18 protein-coding genes are annotated in these 19,169 nt (G+C 63.2%); 16 read left to right on the top strand and 2 right to left on the bottom strand.

The window, feature by feature from the left end; all coding sequences use genetic code 11:
* The first annotated feature begins 48 nt into the window (after window positions 1-48).
* The 11 genes from EMQ25_RS07100 to EMQ25_RS07050 all read left to right on the top strand — a co-directional run bounded on the left by EMQ25_RS07100 (window position 49) and on the right by EMQ25_RS07050 (window position 9,832).
* Window positions 49-447: an FtsB family cell division protein gene (locus EMQ25_RS07100; RefSeq protein ID WP_127187852.1), complete on the top strand. Its 399-nt coding sequence runs from the start codon at window positions 49-51 to the stop codon at window positions 445-447.
* Between the two features lie 113 nt (window positions 448-560).
* A complete protein-coding gene (gene pdhA / locus EMQ25_RS07095) occupies window positions 561-1,586 on the top strand; it encodes a pyruvate dehydrogenase (acetyl-transferring) E1 component subunit alpha (protein WP_127187851.1) in 1,026 nt (341 codons plus the stop codon).
* Window positions 1,583-1,879, top strand: a complete 297-nt coding sequence (locus EMQ25_RS07090; protein ID WP_127187850.1) for a hypothetical protein — start codon at window positions 1,583-1,585, stop codon at window positions 1,877-1,879. Before pdhA ends, EMQ25_RS07090 begins: the two co-directional genes overlap by 4 nt.
* 20 nt (window positions 1,880-1,899) lie before the next feature.
* Window positions 1,900-3,303 (top strand): pyruvate dehydrogenase complex E1 component subunit beta, encoded by a 1,404-nt coding sequence (locus EMQ25_RS07085; RefSeq protein ID WP_127187849.1) that lies wholly within the window; start codon window positions 1,900-1,902, stop codon window positions 3,301-3,303.
* A 12-nt stretch (window positions 3,304-3,315) separates the two neighbouring features.
* Complete coding sequence (locus EMQ25_RS07080) at window positions 3,316-4,668, top strand: pyruvate dehydrogenase complex dihydrolipoamide acetyltransferase (RefSeq protein ID WP_127187848.1); 1,353 nt, start codon at window positions 3,316-3,318, stop codon at window positions 4,666-4,668.
* Window positions 4,669-4,677: 9 nt separating this feature from the next.
* Window positions 4,678-5,337: an SGNH/GDSL hydrolase family protein gene (locus tag EMQ25_RS07075; RefSeq protein ID WP_127187847.1), complete on the top strand. Its 660-nt coding sequence runs from the start codon at window positions 4,678-4,680 to the stop codon at window positions 5,335-5,337.
* Window positions 5,338-5,374: 37 nt separating this feature from the next.
* Entirely contained in the window at window positions 5,375-6,814 is a 1,440-nt protein-coding gene (gene lpdA / locus EMQ25_RS07070) for a dihydrolipoyl dehydrogenase (RefSeq protein ID WP_127187846.1), read from the top strand.
* A gap of 40 nt (window positions 6,815-6,854) precedes the next feature.
* The gene (locus EMQ25_RS07065) at window positions 6,855-7,898 is read left to right on the top strand and encodes a Gfo/Idh/MocA family protein (RefSeq protein WP_127187845.1); all 1,044 of its coding nucleotides are present in this window, start codon (window positions 6,855-6,857) and stop codon (window positions 7,896-7,898) included.
* Between the two features lie 80 nt (window positions 7,899-7,978).
* Entirely contained in the window at window positions 7,979-8,233 is a 255-nt protein-coding gene (locus EMQ25_RS07060; protein ID WP_127187844.1) for a GlsB/YeaQ/YmgE family stress response membrane protein, read from the top strand.
* A gap of 208 nt (window positions 8,234-8,441) precedes the next feature.
* Window positions 8,442-9,395: a lipoyl synthase gene (gene lipA / locus EMQ25_RS07055; RefSeq protein WP_127187843.1), complete on the top strand. Its 954-nt coding sequence runs from the start codon at window positions 8,442-8,444 to the stop codon at window positions 9,393-9,395.
* On the top strand, window positions 9,395-9,832 hold the full coding sequence (locus EMQ25_RS07050) for a type II toxin-antitoxin system RatA family toxin (protein ID WP_127187842.1): 438 nt from the start codon (window positions 9,395-9,397) through the stop codon (window positions 9,830-9,832). The genes lipA and EMQ25_RS07050 overlap by 1 nt, the downstream gene beginning before the upstream one ends.
* Here EMQ25_RS07050 and EMQ25_RS07045 read toward each other — a convergent pair.
* Together EMQ25_RS07045 and EMQ25_RS07040 are read right to left on the bottom strand one after the other, a co-directional pair.
* Complete coding sequence (locus EMQ25_RS07045; protein ID WP_127187841.1) at window positions 9,820-10,311, bottom strand: CinA family protein; 492 nt, start codon at window positions 10,309-10,311, stop codon at window positions 9,820-9,822. The two genes, EMQ25_RS07050 and EMQ25_RS07045, sit on opposite strands and share 13 nt — an antisense overlap.
* The gene (locus EMQ25_RS07040; RefSeq protein WP_244606509.1) at window positions 10,312-11,505 is read right to left on the bottom strand and encodes a bifunctional 2-C-methyl-D-erythritol 4-phosphate cytidylyltransferase/2-C-methyl-D-erythritol 2,4-cyclodiphosphate synthase; all 1,194 of its coding nucleotides are present in this window, start codon (window positions 11,503-11,505) and stop codon (window positions 10,312-10,314) included.
* A 253-nt stretch (window positions 11,506-11,758) separates the two neighbouring features.
* Here EMQ25_RS07040 and dusB point away from each other — a divergent pair, with 253 nt between their 5' ends.
* The 5 genes from dusB to ntrX all read left to right on the top strand — a co-directional run bounded on the left by dusB (window position 11,759) and on the right by ntrX (window position 19,126).
* Window positions 11,759-12,691 (top strand): tRNA dihydrouridine synthase DusB, encoded by a 933-nt coding sequence (gene dusB, locus EMQ25_RS07035; protein WP_127188156.1) that lies wholly within the window; start codon window positions 11,759-11,761, stop codon window positions 12,689-12,691.
* Window positions 12,688-13,809: a two-component system sensor histidine kinase NtrB gene (locus EMQ25_RS07030; RefSeq protein ID WP_127187840.1), complete on the top strand. Its 1,122-nt coding sequence runs from the start codon at window positions 12,688-12,690 to the stop codon at window positions 13,807-13,809. Before dusB ends, EMQ25_RS07030 begins: the two co-directional genes overlap by 4 nt.
* Window positions 13,806-15,257 (top strand): nitrogen regulation protein NR(I), encoded by a 1,452-nt coding sequence (ntrC, locus tag EMQ25_RS07025; RefSeq protein ID WP_127187839.1) that lies wholly within the window; start codon window positions 13,806-13,808, stop codon window positions 15,255-15,257. The genes EMQ25_RS07030 and ntrC overlap by 4 nt, the downstream gene beginning before the upstream one ends.
* A 144-nt stretch (window positions 15,258-15,401) precedes the next feature.
* On the top strand, window positions 15,402-17,744 hold the full coding sequence (locus EMQ25_RS07020) for a sensor histidine kinase NtrY-like (RefSeq protein WP_127187838.1): 2,343 nt from the start codon (window positions 15,402-15,404) through the stop codon (window positions 17,742-17,744).
* On the top strand, window positions 17,744-19,126 hold the full coding sequence (ntrX, locus tag EMQ25_RS07015) for a nitrogen assimilation response regulator NtrX (RefSeq protein WP_127187837.1): 1,383 nt from the start codon (window positions 17,744-17,746) through the stop codon (window positions 19,124-19,126). The genes EMQ25_RS07020 and ntrX overlap by 1 nt, the downstream gene beginning before the upstream one ends.
* Window positions 19,127-19,169 lie beyond the last annotated feature (43 nt).

Genomic DNA, 19,169 nt, shown 5'->3' with positions numbered 1-19,169 from the left:
TAACCCTACGGGGGCGATCATGATGTCAGAAGCATCTGGATTGCCCCCATGTCGACACGCCTCAAACGCCCAGCCTTCTGGCGACCGCTCGCGGTCAGCGTCGCTCTGTTCGCATTCCAGGGCTATCTCGGCTACAACGTAGTGTCGGGCCAGTTCGGCATCGAGAGCCAGAAGCAGATGCACGAGGATATCGCGGTCCTCCAGATGCGCTCCAACGTGCTTCAGGCGGAGATTGACGCCTATCGCCATCGTGTCGAGCTGTTCAATGCCGCCAAGCTGGACCCTGACATCCTCAGCGAGCGTGCGCGCGCGCTTTTGAGCATGGCGCAGGCCGACGAGGTGCTGATCATGGTTGACCCGCGGACGGGTTTACCAATTCTAGGTTCATCCGAGCAGTTATCTCAAAATCAGTTAACTCGACTTATAACAAGTGCTTCAACGCGATAGCTGTCCAGGCTGCGATGAAATCTCCGTTGGTATGAGCGCCCTGAAGGCGCTAATATGGGAGGGCAGGGTCCGTATCGGTTCCCGCTCAACGCCTTCCACTCGGAGCAAAGCCAATGGCGCGTAAAGCGGCCGCAAATGCGGCAAAGAACCAGAGCCCAACAAACTTCCCCGAGTTTACCGCAGAGGAAGAGCTTCAGGCCTATCGCGACATGCTGCTCATCCGCCGGTTCGAAGAGAAGGCGGGGCAGATGTATGGCATGGGGCTGATTGGCGGCTTCTGCCACCTCTATATCGGTCAGGAAGCGGTCGTTACCGGCATTACCATGGCTTCGGAAAAGGGCAAGGACGCCCAGATCACCGGCTATCGCGATCATGGCCACATGCTCGTCATGGGTCTCGATCCGAAAGGCGTCATGGCCGAGTTGACGGGCCGGCAGGGCGGGCTCTCCAAAGGCAAGGGCGGCTCGATGCACATGTTCTCGAACGAGCACCGCTTTTATGGCGGGAACGGCATCGTCGGCGCGCAGGCGTCGCTTGGTACCGGCCTTGCCTTCGCCAGCAAATACACTGGGGACGGTTCCGTCAGCATCACGTATTTCGGGGACGGCGCGGCCAACCAGGGCCAGGTCTATGAGAGCTTCAACATGGCAAAGCTCTGGAACCTGCCGGTGGTCTACATCATCGAGAACAATCGTTACGCGATGGGTACGTCAGTCGAGCGTTCGTCCGCGACAACGGACTTTTCCCAGCGCGGTGCGTCGTTCGACATTCCGGGCGAGCAGGTCGACGGCATGGACGTGCGGATGGTGCGCGACGCCGCTCGCCGCGCCATCGAACACGCCCGATCCGGCAAGGGTCCCTATATCCTCGAGATGATGACCTATCGCTATCGCGGGCACTCCATGTCCGACCCTGCCAAGTACCGTTCAAAGGACGAAGTGACCTCGATGCGTGCCGAGCGCGATCCGATCGAGCAGTCCAAGAAGCGTATGCTGGAGCGTGGGATCATCGACGAAGCCCGGCTCAAGGAACTCGAGACCGAGATTCGCGCCATCGTGACGGAGGCGGCTGATTTCGCCACCAACGACCCCGAGCCCGATACGGCCGAACTCTGGACGGACATTTACGCCCCGGCATGAACGTCCTCATCCTGATCCTTGCTGCGCTGGTCTGGCTGGTGGCCCTTGTCGGGTTTGTCCAGATCGTGCGCGGCGCGGTCGGGATTGCCCGGCTGGCGCCAGTCGGCACCGGGCCGGTGGAGGTTCTCTGGCCGCTCGGGCGGCTCGACTACCCGGCCATCGAGGCACGCCTCGGCCAGGCCGCTGCCCCACATGTCGCTCGCTTTCGCAAGGGGATCAGGTACTTCGTCATGGCAATCATCCCCTTCTTCGCCCTCATTATCATGAACATCGTCACAGGCCAGGCGGCCTGATCCGCATTCCGGAGCCCCAAATGCCCAATATCCTCATGCCCGCCCTGTCGCCGACCATGGAAGAGGGCAAGCTATCCAAATGGCTGGTCAAGGAAGGCGACACCGTTTCGCCCGGTGACGTGCTCGCCGAAATCGAAACCGACAAGGCGACGATGGAAGTCGAGGCCGTCGATGCCGGCACCGTCGGCAAGCTCCTCGTGGAGGAGGGCACGGACGCCGTAAAGGTGAATACGCCGATTGCATTCCTCGCGGTCGAGGGCGAGGACGAAGCCGCACCGGCCGAAAAGGCGCCAGACGCGGCCGCGCCCAAGGAGTCCGAGCAACCCGGGCCTGATGCGGCCGAGGCGAAATCGAGCCAGCCGACGATTACTGAGAAGGCCGCGCCGGCTGCTCCTCAGTTCACCGCCGAGAGCGACCCCGACCTGCCTGAGGGCGTGGAAATGGTCGAGATGACCGTCCGCCAGGCGTTGAACGAGGCCATGGCTGAAGAACTTCGTCGTGACGAGCGCGTCTTCGTGATGGGCGAGGAGGTGGCCGAATATCAGGGTGCCTACAAGATCACCCAGGGCCTGCTGCAGGAGTTCGGTGCACGGCGCATCATCGATACCCCGATCACCGAGCACGGCTTTGCCGGCCTCGGCGTCGGCGCCGCCTTCGCCGGGCTGCGGCCCATCGTCGAGTTCATGACCTTCAACTTTGCGATGCAGGCGATCGACCAGATCATCAATTCGGCGGCCAAGCAGCTCTACATGTCCGGCGGGCAGGTCTCGGCGCCCATCGTTTTTCGCGGCCCCAACGGTGCGGCTGCGCGCGTCGCCGCCCAGCACAGCCAGGACTATTCGGCCTGGTACAGCCACATCCCGGGCCTTTACGTCATCGCGCCTTACAGCGCCGCCGATGCCAAAGGCCTTCTGAAGGCTGCGATCCGCTCCGACACGCCGGTCGTCTTCCTCGAAAACGAGATTCTCTACGGTCAGACCTTTGAAGTGCCCAAGGTCGACGATTACGTGCTGCCGATCGGCAAGGCGCGGATTGCCCGCAAGGGCAAGGATGTGACCATTGTCGCCTACTCGATGGGGATGCGCTACGCCACGCAGGCGACCGAGAAGCTGGTCGCCGCGGGGGTGGACGTCGAGCTGATCGACCTGCGCACGCTGCGCCCGCTCGACAGCGCGACGGTGATCGAATCGGTCAAGAAGACCGGCCGCTGCGTCACCGTCGAAGAAGGCTGGCCGCAGGGGTCGATCGGCTCGGAGATTGCGGCGCGCGTGATGGAAGAGGCGTTCGATTATCTCGACGCGCCCGTCATGCGGGTTACCGGGAAAGACGTGCCGATGCCCTATGCGGCCAATCTCGAAAAGCTGGCCCTGCCCAATGTCGACGAAGTGATCGCGGCCGTTAACGCCGTGACCTACCGCTCGTAAGGAGAGTTCGCGATGCCGATCGATATCACAATGCCGGCGCTCTCTCCGACCATGGAAGAGGGCAAGCTCGCGAAATGGCACGTCAAGGAAGGCGACAGCGTCTCCTCGGGTGACGTCATCGCAGAAATCGAAACCGACAAGGCTACGATGGAGGTCGAGGCCGTCGACGAGGGCAAGATCGGCAAGATCGTCGTCGCCGAAGGCACCGAGAACGTGAAGGTCAACTCCGTCATCGCGGTTCTCCTCGAGGATGGCGAGAGCGAGAGCGACATGAAGGCTACGCCGCCTGCCGAGGAGAAGAAGGCACCCGAAGCGCCCAAGGCCGATGCGCCCAAGGATGCCGGCGCTCAGCCGCAGGCGAGGGGGACATCCGCCAGTGCCGCCGATGCTCCAGCTCCGGGCAAGGCCGAACCGCAGAAAGCCAGCAAGCGCCCGGACGGCGAGCGCGTGTTTGCATCGCCGCTCGCCCGCCGGCTCGCCAGGGAAGCCGGCCTCGAGCTTTCCGCAATCAACGGCACCGGCCCGAAGGGTAGGATCGTCAAGGCGGATATCGAGGGCGCAAAGGCCGGGAAGGGCGGAGCGAAACCGGCTCCGGGCGCTGCCGCCACCGCTCCGGCGGGCGGCATGACCAAGGATCAGGTCATCGCACTCTACGAAGAGGGTAGCTACGAGCTCGTACCCAATGACGGCATGCGCAAGGTGGTCGCCCAGCGGTTGACCGAGTCCAAGCAGACCGTGCCGCACTTCTACCTCACGCTCGATTGCCGGATCGATGCGCTCATGGATGCCCGCGAACAGATCAACGGGCTGGCACCGAAATCCAAGGACGGAAAGCCTGAGTACAAGCTCTCGGTCAACGACTTCATCATGAAGGCCTGGGCTGTCGCCCTGCAGCGCGTGCCGGCCGCAAACGCGACCTGGGCTGGCGATTCCATCCTCTACCACAAGCGCTCCGACGTGGCTGTTGCGGTGGCTGTGCCTGGGGGGCTATTCACGCCGGTCGTGAAATCCTGCGACACCAAGAGCCTGCGCCAGATCTCCGAAGAGGTCAAAGACCTCGCCGGGCGGGCCCGTAACAAGAAGCTTGCGCCTCATGAGTATCAGGGCGGGGCCTCTTCCGTGTCCAATCTGGGCATGTTCGGCATCAAGCATTTCGCTGCGGTCATCAACCCTCCGCACGGCACGATCCTTGCGGTCGGCGCCGGCGAGGAACGCGTCTATGCCGAAAAGGGCCAGATCAAGACCGGCACGTTCATGACCGTCACTCTGTCCTGCGACCACCGCGCCGTCGACGGCGCGCTAGGGGCGGAATTGCTGGGTGTCTTCAAGGGCCTGATCGAAAATCCTGTCATGATGCTGGCCTAGGAGCCATCGATGAAGACGATCCTCGCCTATGGCGACAGTCTGACTTATGGCCACAATGCCGAGGGCTGGGGAACGCCCGACGCCGGAGGCGGCCGGCATGCCTTCGAGGATCGTTGGCCGTCGGTTCTGGAGGCTGGTCTCGGTGGGCGGGCGCGGGTCATCCCCGAGGGGCTGGGCGGTCGCACGACGGCTTTCGACGACTGGAGCGCGGTGACCGATCGCAACGGGGCGAGAGTGCTTCCGACCATTCTCGGCAGCCACATGCCGCTCGATGCTGTCGTGATCATGCTCGGAACGAACGACCTCAAGACCTATCTCAATGGCTCCGCCTTCGGCGCCGCCATGGGGGTCAAGAGGCTGGTGGAGATCATCCGGACCTTCCCCTACGCGCCGGGCGTTGCCGTCCCGCAAGTGGTGATTGTCGCGCCGCCCCGCGTGGTAAAGACGAGGCATCGCGATCTCTCGCACATGTTCGCCAACGGACTCGATGAGTCAGCGCTGTTCGGCACACACTACGCCCGCGTCGCCGAGGATCTCGGCTGCGCTTTTTTCGACGCCGCTACGGTCGCGACCGCGACCGAACTCGATGGCGTCCATCTCGATGCGGAAAATACGCGCGCCATCGGCACTGCGCTCGTTCCGGTCGTAAGCAAACTCCTCGGCCTCTGAGTGCCCTCGGGCACCGGCCGATTGAAAAGAGGTAATTATGGCTGACCAATACGATCTCATCGTCATCGGCGCGGGTCCTGGCGGCTATATCGCTGCCATTCGCGGCGCGCAGCTGGGGATGAAAGTCGCGATTGTTGAACGCGAGCACATGGCCGGCATCTGCTCGAACTGGGGCTGTATCCCGACCAAGGCGCTGCTGCGTTCGGCCGAAGTCTACGGGCACATGGCCCACGCAAAGAATTACGGGCTCACCGCCGACAGCTTCGGCTTCGACATGGGCGCCATCGTCAAGCGCTCGCGCGACATCGCTGCGCAGATGAACAATGGCGTCCAGTTCCTGATGAAGAAGAACAAGGTCGACATCATCTGGGGCGAGGCGAAGATCACCAAGCCCGGCGAGATCAACGTCGCGCCGACCAAGAAGAAAATCGTCCAGCCTCAGGGCCCGGTGCCGAAGAACACCTTGGGCGAGGGGACCTATAAGGCGAAGAACATCATCGTCGCGACCGGAGCGCGCCCCCGCGTGCTACCAGGGATCGAACCTGATGGCGACCGCATCTGGACCTATTTCGAAGCGATGAAACCGGCGGAAATGCCAAAATCGCTGGTCGTCATGGGCTCGGGGGCGATCGGGGTGGAATTCGCTTCGTTCTATCGTTCCATGGGGGCGGAGGTGACGATCATCGAACTGCTGCCTCAGATCATGCCGGTCGAGGATGCTGAGATCGCGGCTCATGCCCGCAAGCGCTTCGAGAAGCGCGGCATCAAGATCATCACCGACGCGAAGGTGACCAAGGTCGAGAAGGTCAAGGACGGGATCACGGCCCATGTCGAACTCAAGGGTGGCGAGAAGCAGACGGTTACGGCCGAGCGTCTGATTTCGGCAGTTGGCGTCCAGTGCAATACCGAGGGTCTCGGCCTCGAGACCGTCGGGGTCAAGATCGATCGCGGGGCGATCGTGGCGGACGGCCATGGCCGCACCAATGTTGCCGGCATCTGGGCCATCGGCGATGTCGCTGGCCCGCCAATGCTGGCCCACAAGGCCGAGCATGAGGCGGTTATCACGGTCGAGACGATCGCCGGCGAGAAGGTTCACGGGCTCGACAAGTCGAAGGTCCCCGGCTGCACCTATTGCGAGCCGCAGCTGGCGAGCGTCGGGCTGACCGAAGCCAAGGCCAAGGAGTCGGGGCGCGAGATCCGTGTCGGGCGCTTCCCCTTCATCGGCAATGGAAAGGCCATCGCTCTCGGCGAGCCGGATGGTCTCGTCAAGACCATCTTCGATGCCAAGACCGGCGAGCTGCTGGGCGCGCACATGGTAGGCGCCGAAGTCACCGAACTCATCCAGGGTTTCGTCGTGGCCATGAACCTCGAGACCACCGAGGAAGAGCTCATGCACACGATTTTCCCGCATCCGACGCTAAGCGAGACGATGAAGGAAAGCGTGCTCGACGCCTATGGTCGCGCACTGAACATGTAGTTCGCGACCCATTGCGCCCTGGCGCGCAGGAAGGCCTGACATGATCAAGGCGATACAGGTGGGCCTCGGCTTCTGGGGCTTCGACTGGACACGGAAAGTGCTGCCTAACGTCCCGACGGTCGAGATGGTCGGCTATGTGGATGCGAACCCCGATGCACTGCTGCGCGTCCAGAACGAGCTCGGCATTCCGGCTGCGCAGTGCTTCACCAGCCTTGCCGAGGCGCTGAAAGCAGTCGACGCGGCGGATCTGGTGATCGCGACCCTGCGCACCGAAGCGCATTTCCCGGTGGTGTGCGAAGCGCTGGAACTGGGTCTCAATGTTCTCGTCGAGAAGCCCTTCACGACCACTATGGCGGAGGCCAAGGCGCTCGTGGCGCTGGCCGAGCAGCAGAGCCGCCTTCTCATGGTCAGCCAGAACTATCGGCACCAGCCGGCGCCCATCGCGGTTGCCGAACTGATCGGTGCGCAGAAGTTCGGGCCGGTGAACATGGTTTCGGTGGATTTCCGCCGCCACGCACCCACACAGGGTTATCGGTACTGGGATTTCCCCGATCCGCTACTCGCTGACATGTCGATCCACCATTTCGACCTGATGCGCATGGTGCTCGGCGATGATCCGAGGCGCGTGTCCTGCCGCACCTGGAACCCGGCCGGCAGTCCGTTCGCCCACCACCCGGTCGGGCTCGCAACCATCGAATTCGAGCGCGGCACCATCGTCAGCTATCGCGGCTCGTGGATGAGCAGCGGCCCGGTGACGCCCTGGGCCGGGGAGTGGGCGGTCGACTGTTCGGGCGGCGAGATCTGGTGGACTTCTCGCGACGAGTTCCTGGGGCAGTCCGGTTCAGATCGCGTTCGCCTTCGCCCCCTGGAAGGCGAAACTCAGGATGTCGCTCTTGTGGCGCCACGCTATGCCGATCGGCTCGGCACGCTGGCATCCATCGCGCAGGCGATCGAGACCGGCGCAATCCCGGCGCGCTTTAGTTCCGGGCGCGACAATCTCTTCAGCCTTGCCCTCGTTCAGGCCACCATCGCGTCCGCCATGCGCGACGGTGAATGGGTGGATATCGATGAAATCATGGCTTGAGCGCGGCTTGTTTGAGATTGGCGCGCATCCCTTTGCCGACATTGACGTTGTCGTGATGTCAACGGTCTCAGGAGGGACATATGGAAGGCATCGGCTGGATCGGGGCGATCATCATCGGCGGCATTGCCGGTTGGATCGCAGAGAAAATCATGAAGACCGACCACAACATGCTCATGAACATCGTCATGGGTATCGTGGGGGCATTGGTGGCAAACGCCATCCTCTTCTTCATCTTCGGAAATACGCTTGGCGGCGTGATCGGTCAGCTCATTGTGGCGGTGATCGGTGCATGTCTGCTGATCTGGATCTTTCGCGCAATTCGCGGGCGCGGATAGCGGCGGGGCTGCGCCTTCGGGCGCACTCCGCTCCTCACCACATCGCTGTTATGGGGCCAGCAAATAGCTGGCCTGCGGGCCGGCCCATTTGTGGTGCCGGCCTTCTGCGCTATATAAAGTCCCAAACCGAAGGGACAGCGCCACGACCTGTCCCCCGATACAAACCTTCCGCAGGCCTCGTGCTGCGGTACGCCCTTAGGAACGCGTCTTGGTCACATTGATCGATCTGCGGGACGAGGCTCGTCCCCGCCATCCCGAGAAGGCTCATCGCCCCGATACGGAGATGCTGCGCAAGCCCGACTGGATCCGGGTGCGTGCACCCGGTTCTGCGGTCTACAAGGAAACCCAGAAGATCGTTCGCGAGAATAATCTCGTGACGGTGTGCGAAGAGGCGGGTTGCCCGAACATCGGCGAGTGCTGGTCCAAGAAGCACGCGACCATGATGATCATGGGCGAGATCTGTACGCGTGCCTGTGCTTTCTGCAATGTTCGGACCGGCCTACCGCTGGCGCTCGATCCGCATGAGCCCGAAAATGTCGCCAAGGCGGTCGAGACCCTCGGGCTTGAGCATGTCGTCATCACGTCGGTGGATCGTGACGATCTGCCGGATGGCGGCGCGCGGCATTTTGCCGAGGTGATCCTAGCCATCCGCGCGCGGACGCCGCGGACCACCATCGAAATCCTCACGCCTGATTTCCTCCGCAAGGAGGGAGCGCTCGAGATCGTCGTGGCGGCAAAGCCCGACGTCTTCAACCACAATCTCGAGACCGTGCCGAGCAAATATCTGAAGGTGCGGCCTGGGGCGCGCTACTTCCACTCCATCCGGCTCCTGCAGCGGGTCAAGGAAATCGATCCGACGATATTCACCAAGTCCGGCATCATGGTCGGGCTCGGCGAAGAGCGGAACGAAGTTCTGCAGCTGATGGATGACCTGCGGTCGGCGGACGTTGATTTCCTGACCATCGGTCAATACCTGCAGCCGACCCGCAAGCATCACCCGGTGCTTCGCTTCGTCACCCCGGAGGAGTTCAAGTCCTATGCGACGGTGGCGACGGCCAAGGGTTTTGCGCTGGTGTCGGCGAGCCCGCTGACCCGGTCCTCGCATCACGCCGGCGAGGATTTTGCACGTCTCAAGGCCGCCCGGATGGCAAAGCACGCCTGATGAATCTCTATCTCGAACGTCATGTGCCGCATCTGCCGGAGCGGATGCTTTCGCTGGTCGGCGACCTCGACACCTATCCGCGGTTCATCCCCAATTGCCGGGCCATGGAGGTGCGGCGCGACCCCGTCGATCCGGACGTGCGGTTTGCGAGGATGACGATCGGGTTTGGTCCGGTGACACAGTCCTACACCAGCCGTGTCGCAATCAATGAGGCCGCGCGCACCATCAGCGTTCGCGCCGTCGACGGGCCTTTCTCATATCTGGACAGCACGTGGCGTTTCGAGCCCGAAGGGCAGGGGACCCGCGTGCGGTTCGACATCGACTTCAAGATCTCCAATCCATTGCTCGCCAAGGTGGCCGAACCTGCTTTCGCGGCCAAGCAGGACGAAATTCTCGATGCTTTCGTTGCCGAGGCGGATCGGCGCTACGGGGCCTGAGCGTCCAGCACCATCTGGAGCGCGACAAGTATCGTGGCTGCCCGCACCTGTGCGCGCCCGAGATCGCCGAAGCGCTCTACGCGGTGGGTCGTGCCGCCTGGCGCCGCGCATGCGAAATGAACCAGCCCGACGGGTTTGACTGCGCTTCCGCCTCCTGGCCCGGCAATCCCCGTGACGGCAATCACGATGTCCGCGCCGCTTGCGGTGCGGCCACCCTCCGCCATCGCGCGCGCTACTGGCTCCGAGACCGCACCATGGGCGACGAGCAGTGCTTCCGGAACGCCGACCATCGCCGATTTGGCGCTATTGGAATAGGTGACGAACCCGCCATAGACCGCAGCCGAAGACCCTGGAATTTCGGTGAGGGCGCCGGCGATCAATCCGCCCGTGCAACTCTCGACGGTGGCGATCGTCAGCCCTGACGCGGTGAGCTTTGCGATGACGGTCCTCGCGAGACTGTCGATCTGCGGGTGCGCCATCTAGGCGCTCCGGGGCAGTTCGACGCTCGCCGAGGCAAGTGCGACCATACCCTCCCTGCGGCCTATGAAGCCGAGCCTTTCATTGGTCGTCGCCTTTACCGCGACCCGGTCAGGCGTAATTCCGCACATGGCAGCAATCGCTTCCCGCATGGCCGGCACATGTGGGCCGATCTTTGGCGCCTCGCAGACGAGCGTAAGGTCGAGATTGACGATACGGCCTCCGCGGGCTGCGACGAGGCTGGCCGCGTGTTCGACGAAGATGCGCGAGGCCGCGCCCTTCCACTGGGGGTCGCTTGGAGGAAAGTGCTGACCGATATCGCCCTCGCCGATCGCGCCGAAAAGCGCATCGCTGAGGGCGTGGAGGGCCACATCGGCGTCCGAATGGCCTTCCAGCGTCCGATCATGCTCGATCCGCACGCCGCCAAGAAAGACGGCATCGCCCTCGGTGAAGGGATGGACATCAAAGCCAGTCCCGATCCGCGTTTCCATCGTCGGGATGTTTCCGGTCATCAGGCGCTCCGCGCGTTCGAAATCTTCAGGCAGGGTGATCTTGATGTTGCGCGAACTGCCGGGCGCAAACGCCACTTCGAGGCCGGCCCATTCGGCAATCGCTGCGTCGTCGGTGAACTCGCGAGGCAGGCGTTCGGCGCGCATGTGTGCCGAAAAGATCTGGGCGAAGCGGAAACCCTGAGGCGTCTGTGCGGCAAATAGCCGGCTACGCTCTTCGGTCAAGGCAACCCTGCGCCCATCATCGGAGCGCTTGATGGTGTCGGTCACCGGAACGACGGGCAGGGTGCCGGCGCTGTCCGCGAGGCCGGCAATGACCCCGTCGACAATCTCGGGCGTGACCATGGGCCGGGCTGCATCGTGGATCAGCACGAGGTCCGGCTTCATGGGGGCAATTGCCTTCAACCCTGCCAATACGGATGCCTGGCGGGTCGCGCCCCCGTGGACGGGTGGGAGCAGGCGAGCATCGCTGATGCCGATGCCTTCATAGCGCGCATCGTGTTCGGGATGGATCACGGCCAGCACATGGGTGATGCGGTCGGCGCTCAGCAGGGCCCTCAAAGTATGCTCCAGCACCGGTCGCCCGGCGAGGAGATGGTACTGTTTGGGATCCGCGCTGCCGGAGCGTGCGCGTTCGCCCCGACCGGCTGCGACGACGATGGCGACAATTGTGGACGCTGCGCTCAAATCTTCATCCTGATGTCGTTTTTCTGCTGCACTGAAGCCTCTGACGGTCTATCCGCGGGGCCCGACCACGGCAAGCTGCCCGCTCCCAGATTCCCGATCAGCGGCGGTTTGTCCGGTTGCGTCTGGCATGATTTTGACTATTGTGCGGGCATTCTGCGCGCTCTGAACAATTCCGGTGCATACGTTGACCGACACTGCCTGCGCCTTGAGCATTGGACGGCACACGCTAGCCAATCGCGCTCTCCTCGCCCCAATGGCCGGGATTACCGATGCCCCCATGCGTCAGCTCGCCGAGCATTATGGGGCGGGTCTGGTCGTGTCCGAAATGATAGCCAGCGCGGCGCTCGGCACCGGGCATGCCGATATGGTGCGCAAGCTCGGAAAGTCCGGCCAGCTCCCGCATGTCGTGCAGCTAGCCGGGTGCGAAGCGCAGTGGCTGGTCCGCGGAGCCGAGATTGCCGCTGACGCCGGCGCGGACATCATCGATATCAATCTGGGGTGCCCCTCGAAGCGGGTCACGAACGGCTATGCGGGCTCGGCCCTCATGCGCGTCCCGGACCAGGCGCTCGCTCTGATCGAGGCGGTGGTGAAGGCGACCGCACTTCCGGTGACCGTGAAGATGCGTCTCGGATGGGACGACGACAGCCTCAATGCGGCGGATATCGCGCGCCGGGCGGTCGATGCCGGCGTGCAGATGATCACCGTTCACGGACGGACCCGGCAGCAGTTCTATAAGGGCACTGCGCGTTGGGCGCTCGTGCGGCCTGTGGTTGATGCGGTCGATGTGCCGGTGGTCGTCAATGGCGACATCACCGACATCTCCAAGGCCCGCGAGGCACTCAAGCTTTCAGGTGCTGCGGCGGTGATGATCGGGCGCGGCGCGCAGGGGCGGCCCTGGTTGGTGGGCCAGATCGGGGCTGCGCTCAATGGCGCGCCGGTTCAGGCGGCACCGCAAGGAGCGGAGCTGGCCGAGCTCATTGCCGGGCAGTACGAGCGGATGCTCGTCGAATACGGCCAAGAGGTCGGCGTACGTGTCGCCCGCAAGCACCTCGACTGGTACCTCGAGGGAAATGAAATCCAGATCGACCGGGAGAAGCGCAAGACGCTGCTGGGCTCGGAGGATCCCGCACAAGTGATGCAGATGATTGGCGCGATCTACGGCGCCGGCTGGAAGGACGCCGCATGACCAAGACCATCCTCCCCGAGCTGTCGACCGCGGTGCTGCAGGCGCTGCCGCAGCCGGTGATCGTCTGCGAGGAAGATCATACCATCGCCTTCGTCAACTATGCTGCAGAAGCGTTTTTTGGAGCGTCTCTCTCGGTCCTGACGCGCCAGCGGCTCGACGATCTCATTGCTTTCGGCTCGCCGATTCTGTCGCTGCTCGAGTCCGTCATAGAGCGGCGCGCACCAATGACGGAGTACCGCGTGCGTGTAGGCTCCTCCCGGTTCGGTGATGAGCGGATCGTCGACGTTTTCGCAAGTCCGATGCCTGAGGCCGGAGACCGCGTGGCGCTGCTCTTCCAGGAGCGGACCATGGCCGACAAGATCGACCGGCAACTCGTCAGCCGGGGTGCGGCGCGCTCGGTCACAGGGCTGGCGTCCATGCTCGCCCACGAAATCAAGAACCCGCTGTCGGGGATTCGCGGTGCGGCCCAATTGCTGGAACAGAGCGTCACGAGCGAAGAGTTGCCGCTAGCAAGGCTGATCCGTGAGGAGACCGACAGGATCGTCGACCTCATCGACAAGGTGGAGGTCTTCGGGGACGAGCGGCCTATGGAGCGAGAGCCGATCAACATCCATGTCGTGCTCGACCGGGTGAAGCTTCTCGCGCGGAGCGGAGTGGCGCGCAACATCAGCTTTTCCGAGGAGTATGACCCGTCCCTGCCGCCCGTGCTCGGCAACAGGGATCAGTTGATCCAGGTCTTTCTCAACCTCGTCAAGAATGCCGCCGAGGCACTCGAGCGGACGCAGAAGCCCGAAATACGGTTCTACACAGCCTTCAGGCCGGGCATCCGCATCAGCGTCACGGGCGTCTCCGAACGCATCTCGCTGCCGCTCGAAATCATCATAGAGGACAACGGGCCGGGGGTTCCGCCGGACCTGCTGCCCATCCTCTTCGATCCCTTCGTCACCACCAAGGCGAACGGGTCGGGACTGGGTCTGGCGCTGGTCGCCAAAATCATCGGCGACCATGGGGGGGTAATCGACAGCGACAGCCGACCGGGGAGGACGCGTTTCCGCATCCTCCTGCCGGTGGCGAGCGGAGGGTCGCTGCCTGTTTCAAAAGAGGCTGAATCTCTATGAGCGGACATACCGTCCTTCTTGCTGACGACGATGCGGCGATCCGCATGGTGCTCAATCAGGCACTGACGCGGGCAGGATATGAGGTGCGGCCCACCGGCAACATCTCGACCATGTGGAACTGGGTTTCGCGCGGGGAAGGCGACATCCTCATCACCGATGTCGCCATGCCCGATGGCAATGCCTTCGACGTGATGCCGAAGATCAAGAAGCTGCGTCCCGATCTGCCGATGATCGTGATGAGCGCTCAGAACACCTTCATGACGGCCATCCGCGCAAATGAGGTGGGTGCCTATGAGTACCTGCCCAAACCCTTCGACATCACCGAGGTCCTCTCGGTGGTGGCGCGGGCGCTCGCTGATGCCAAGAAGCCGACGCCCGCGGAGCGACGGGCCGAGGAGCCGGGCGAGCACATGCCGCTCGTCGGCCGTTCGGCGGCGATGCAGGACATCTACCGCGCCCTGGCGCGGCTCATGCAGACCGATTTGACGGTCATGATCACGGGGGAAAGCGGGACCGGCAAGGAACTGGTGGCGCGAGCGCTCCATGATTTTGGAAAGCGCCGCAACGGGCCTTTCGTCGCCATCAACATGGCCGCGATCCCGCGCGACCTGATCGAAGCAGAGCTTTTCGGGCACGAGAAGGGCGCCTTCACCGGCGCCACGGCCCGGTCCTCCGGCCGCTTCGAACAGGCCGAGGGCGGAACGCTCTTCCTGGACGAAATCGGCGACATGCCGATGGACGCCCAAACGCGCCTCCTGCGCGTGCTGCAGGAGGGTGAGTACACCATGGTCGGTGGGCGCACGCCGATCAAATCGAACGTGCGCATTGTCGCGGCGACGCACCGCGATCTGAGCCAGATGATCCGGCAGGGGCTCTTCCGCGAGGATCTGTATTATCGCCTCAACGTAGTGCCCATCCGCCTGCCGCCGCTGCGCGAGCGTTCGGACGATATCGGCGATCTGGTCATGCACTTCCTGCGGGCCGCCCAGCGCGAGGGCGAGCCGGTGAAGACGATCTCGCCAGAAGCCATCCGGCTGATGCAGAACTATTCCTGGCCGGGGAACGTGAGGGAGCTCGAAAACCTCGTACGCCGGCTTTCCGCACTTTATGCCGACGAATCGATCTCGCTCGAGATCGTCGAAAGCGAGCTCAACCTCGCAGACCGGCAGCCCGTGGTTAGTGCCTCGGGGCATGTCGATGTTTCGACGGCGGTGGAGGCGCATGTATCGCAATTGCTGCGGGAGCATGAGCCGAACCTTCCGCCGGCCGGGCTCTACCAGCGCGTGCTCGACCGGGTGGAGGCGCCGCTGATCGCCATGGCCCTCAACGCGTGCGGTGGCAACCAGATCAAGGCTGCAGACCTGCTCGGCCTGAACCGCAACACGCTGCGCAAGAAGATCAGGGCGCATGCGATCGAAATCGTGAAGCAGAGCCGTCGGCAGGGCTGAGGCTGGCAGCAAGGGAAGCGCCTCCCAGTCGCCAAGTGTCACATTTTGGCAACATTTGTCTTGAAGGGTTGCGACAAGTCGGCCACACTATGATGCCATGATGTTTCGATAGCTGGACGGCCACTCCCAGCAGCAAGTGTGGACATGAGCGAGGCAACCCTGGCACCAGAAGCGATGCGCTCGCCCATCGATAGCGGGGCCGATGCGCCCCCGCGCGCGCCCGCCTTCTTTGGCAATCGCAGGGGTTTCCGCTTTCTCGGGCTGATCGTCGTCCTCGCCTCGGTGCTCGTCTCGTCGGTCTCGTTCCTCGTCATGACGGGCACGACCGAGATCGATCCGGCGCCCGAGGTCTGGACAGTGATGTGGGTGCTCAACGGCATCCTCGTCATGATGGTGGTTGCGCTCGTCCTGACCGAGGCGGTGCTCCTCATCCAGGCGCGCATGCGCAATCAAGCCGGCTCCGGCCTCCAATTGCGCATGGTGGGGATGTTTGCGTTCGCAGCTTCCGTCCCCGCCGTCATCGTCGCGGTGGTGGCGATCATCTCGCTGAACCAGGGTCTCGACCAATGGTTTTCGGACCGGACGCGCACGATCGTTGAAAGTTCGCGGCTCGTTGCGCGCTCCTACATGCTCGAGCACGCGCAGGTTCTGCGCGACGATATCATCTGGGTGGCAAGCGAACTCGAGCAGGCGCGGGGGACATTCGAGAGCGATCGCAGCCGCTTCGAGCGCATCCTCACTGCGCTCGCCATCACGCGGTCTCTACCCTTCACCTCCCTTATCTCGGGGGACGGGGACACGCTGATGCGCGCGCAAATCAATGCGCAGGGCACGCCTCCACAGGTGCCGGATGGCCTGACCGAGGGTGTCGAGGAGGGCGTGCCGACGCTCATCGCCCCGGGACGGACCAATCTCGTCGGCTCCGTCGTCAAGCTGCGCAATTACGAGGATACCTTCCTGTTCGTCGCCCGTCCCGTCGACCCCGAGGTGCTCGAATTCATGCGCCTGACGGACGAGAACATAACCGAGTATCGCGAGTATGCGTCCAACCGCCTTGTGTTCCAGATCACGTTCACGATCATGTATTTCGGCCTGGCGCTGGTGCTGCTACTTGCTGCGCTCTGGATCGGCATTGCGCTGGCCAACCGCTTCGTCGATCCGATCCGGAACCTCATGGTCGCCTCCAACCGCGTCAGCCGCGGTGATCTCGATGTTCAGGTCCCGGTTCAGGAGGGCAGGGGCGATCTTCGGGATCTCAGCAACCGCTTCAACCGCATGACGCAGCAGCTGAAGAACCAGCGTGAAGCTCTTGTTCGCGCTAACGAAACCAATGAAAAACGTCGGCAGTTTACCGAAGCCGTGGTGGAGGGCGTCTCGGCAGGCATCGTGGGGCTCGACGCGTTTGGCGCGATCACGCTGGTCAATGCACGCGCCAGCGAAATGTTCGGGGTAGACGAGATCACCCTGATTGGCCGCGGCATCGATGAAATGGTGCCTGCGCTTGCCCCCATCATCGAGCGGGCCAAGTCCTCGCGGCGCGGGCAGATCCGCGACCAGATCGAGATCGGCTCCGGTCCTGACTATCGCACCTATCAGGTGCAGCTGACGCGCGAAGGGACGATGACGGAATCCAAGGGCTATGTCGTCACGCTGGATGACATTACCGACCTGCTTTCGGCGCAGCGCACCGGCGCCTGGGCCGATGTCGCCCGCCGCATTGCCCACGAGATCAAGAATCCGCTGACACCCATTCAGCTGTCCGCCGAGCGCCTGCGCCGCCGATATGCTTCGAAGCTCTCGGACGATTTCGAGGTCTTCGACAAATGCATCAACACCATCGTGCGGCAGGTCGGAGACATCGGGCGGATGGTGGATGAATTCTCATCCTTCGCGCGTATGCCCGAGGCCACGCTCGAGCGGGGAGACCTCTCGGACACCGTCCGCCAGGCCGTGTTCCTCGAAAGCGTTCGCCTGCCCGAGATCGAGATTGCCATCGATCTGCCAGACGAAACTCTGGAAGCCGTCTTCGATCACCGTCTGATCTCACAGTGCCTGACCAATCTCATCAAGAACGCGGTTGAGGCCATCGAAGGCGTCGGGCTCGACCAGATCGAGGCGCCACGGATTATCGCCAGTGCCCAGCGCGAGGGGGATTTCGTGCGCGTCTCGATCTGCGACAATGGCAAGGGCTGGCCGAAGGACAACCGCCAGCGCCTGCTGGAGCCCTATATGACCACCCGCGAAAAGGGCACTGGGCTCGGCCTAGCCATCGTCGCCAAGATCATCGAGCAGCATGGCGGCACGGTGGAACTGGTCGACGCCGATCCAGATCCGCATGGCCGCGTCGGCGCCTGCTTCACCTTTACCCTGATGGCGCACATGCCTGAACGGCAGGCCGAGGAGGCAGCCGATCCGCGGACGGCGGACGGCACGTTCGGGCCCCAACAACAAGAGGAGCCGCTCTTGCCAGCGGTCGCAAACAAATAATGGCGCTCGACATTCTCATCATCGATGACGAGGACGATATCCGCGACCTCATCGCGGGCATTCTGGAAGACGAGGGCTATGAGACCCGGCAGGCCCATGACGCGGATTCGGCGCTGAACGAAATCGCGCGCAGGCGCCCCAGCCTCGTCTTTCTCGATATCTGGATGCAGGGCAGTCGTCTCGATGGATTGCAGCTGCTCGACGTTCTGCAGGCGCACCATCCGGAGATGCCCGTCGTGATGATCTCGGGGCACGGCAACGTGGAAACGGCCGTCTCGGCGATCCGGCGCGGGGCCTATGACTACATCGAAAAGCCATTCAAGATCGACCGCCTCCTGCTCATCACGCAGCGGGCCATGGAGGCAACGCGGCTCAAGTCTGAAGTCGCGGATCTGCGAGAACGCTCCACCGGCAAGACGGTGGAGATGGTCGGGACGTCCCCGGCGCTCCACCAGATCAGGTCCCTTATCGAAAAATCCGCGCCCACCAATTCCCGCATTTTCATCTCGGGTGCCTCGGGAACGGGGAAGGGGCTCTGCGCCCGCCTGATCCATCAACGCAGCCCGCGCGCCGATTCTCCATTCGTGGAAATCAACTGCTCGCTCTATTCGGCCGACGAAGTGCAGGTGGTGCTGTTCGGAAGAGAGACGCGCGAAAAGACCGGGACCTTGCGGACGGAAGTCGGGGCTCTCGAACGCGCGCATGGGGGTACGCTCTATCTTTCCGAGATCACAACGCTGCCTGCCGCGGCCCAGGCCTCGCTGCTGCGTACGCTGGTCGAGAACAAGTTCAACCGCGTCGGCGGAGCGGTTGCGGTGCCGATCGACGTCCGGATCATCTCCTCGAGCTCGCAGAACGTCGCGCAGCAGATCGAGGAAGCCCAGTTCCGTTCCGACCTCTTTCATCGTCTCTCGATAGTCCCGATACAGCTCACGCCGCTCCGAGAGCGCCGCGAGGATGTGCCGGCGCTGGTCAAGGTGTTCATTGAGCAGGTGTGCCGAATGCACAATCTGGCGCGGCTCAGCATCGGGGAGGATGCCGTCGCTGTTCTTCAGGCCCAGGAGTGGCCGGGCAATGCCCGTCAACTCCGCAACTCGCTTGAGCGCCTCCTCATCCTCCTGAAGGACCAGGCGCCCGAGAACGGGGTCATTACCGCTGCAATGCTGCCTTCGGACATCGGCGAGGTGCTTCCGACAGTTGGGGATACGGACGCTTCGGCGCATCTGATGAGTTTGCCGCTGCGTGACGCTCGCGAAGTTTTCGAGCGTCAATACCTGCTTGCGCAGATCGAGCGCTTTGGCGGCAACATCTCCAAGACCGCCGAGTTCGTGGGGATGGAACGCAGCGCGCTCCATCGCAAGATCAAGTCTCTCGGGCTCTGAGGCCGGCCAAAGCATCAACCGGCCCATGCATTTGCGCCGGGTA

The organism is Arsenicitalea aurantiaca (assembly GCF_003994485.1).
Lineage (GTDB): Bacteria > Pseudomonadota > Alphaproteobacteria > Rhizobiales > Devosiaceae > Arsenicitalea > Arsenicitalea aurantiaca.
The sequence above is the reverse complement of the archived record's forward strand: the minus strand, read 5'-3'. Positions and strand labels throughout refer to the sequence as shown.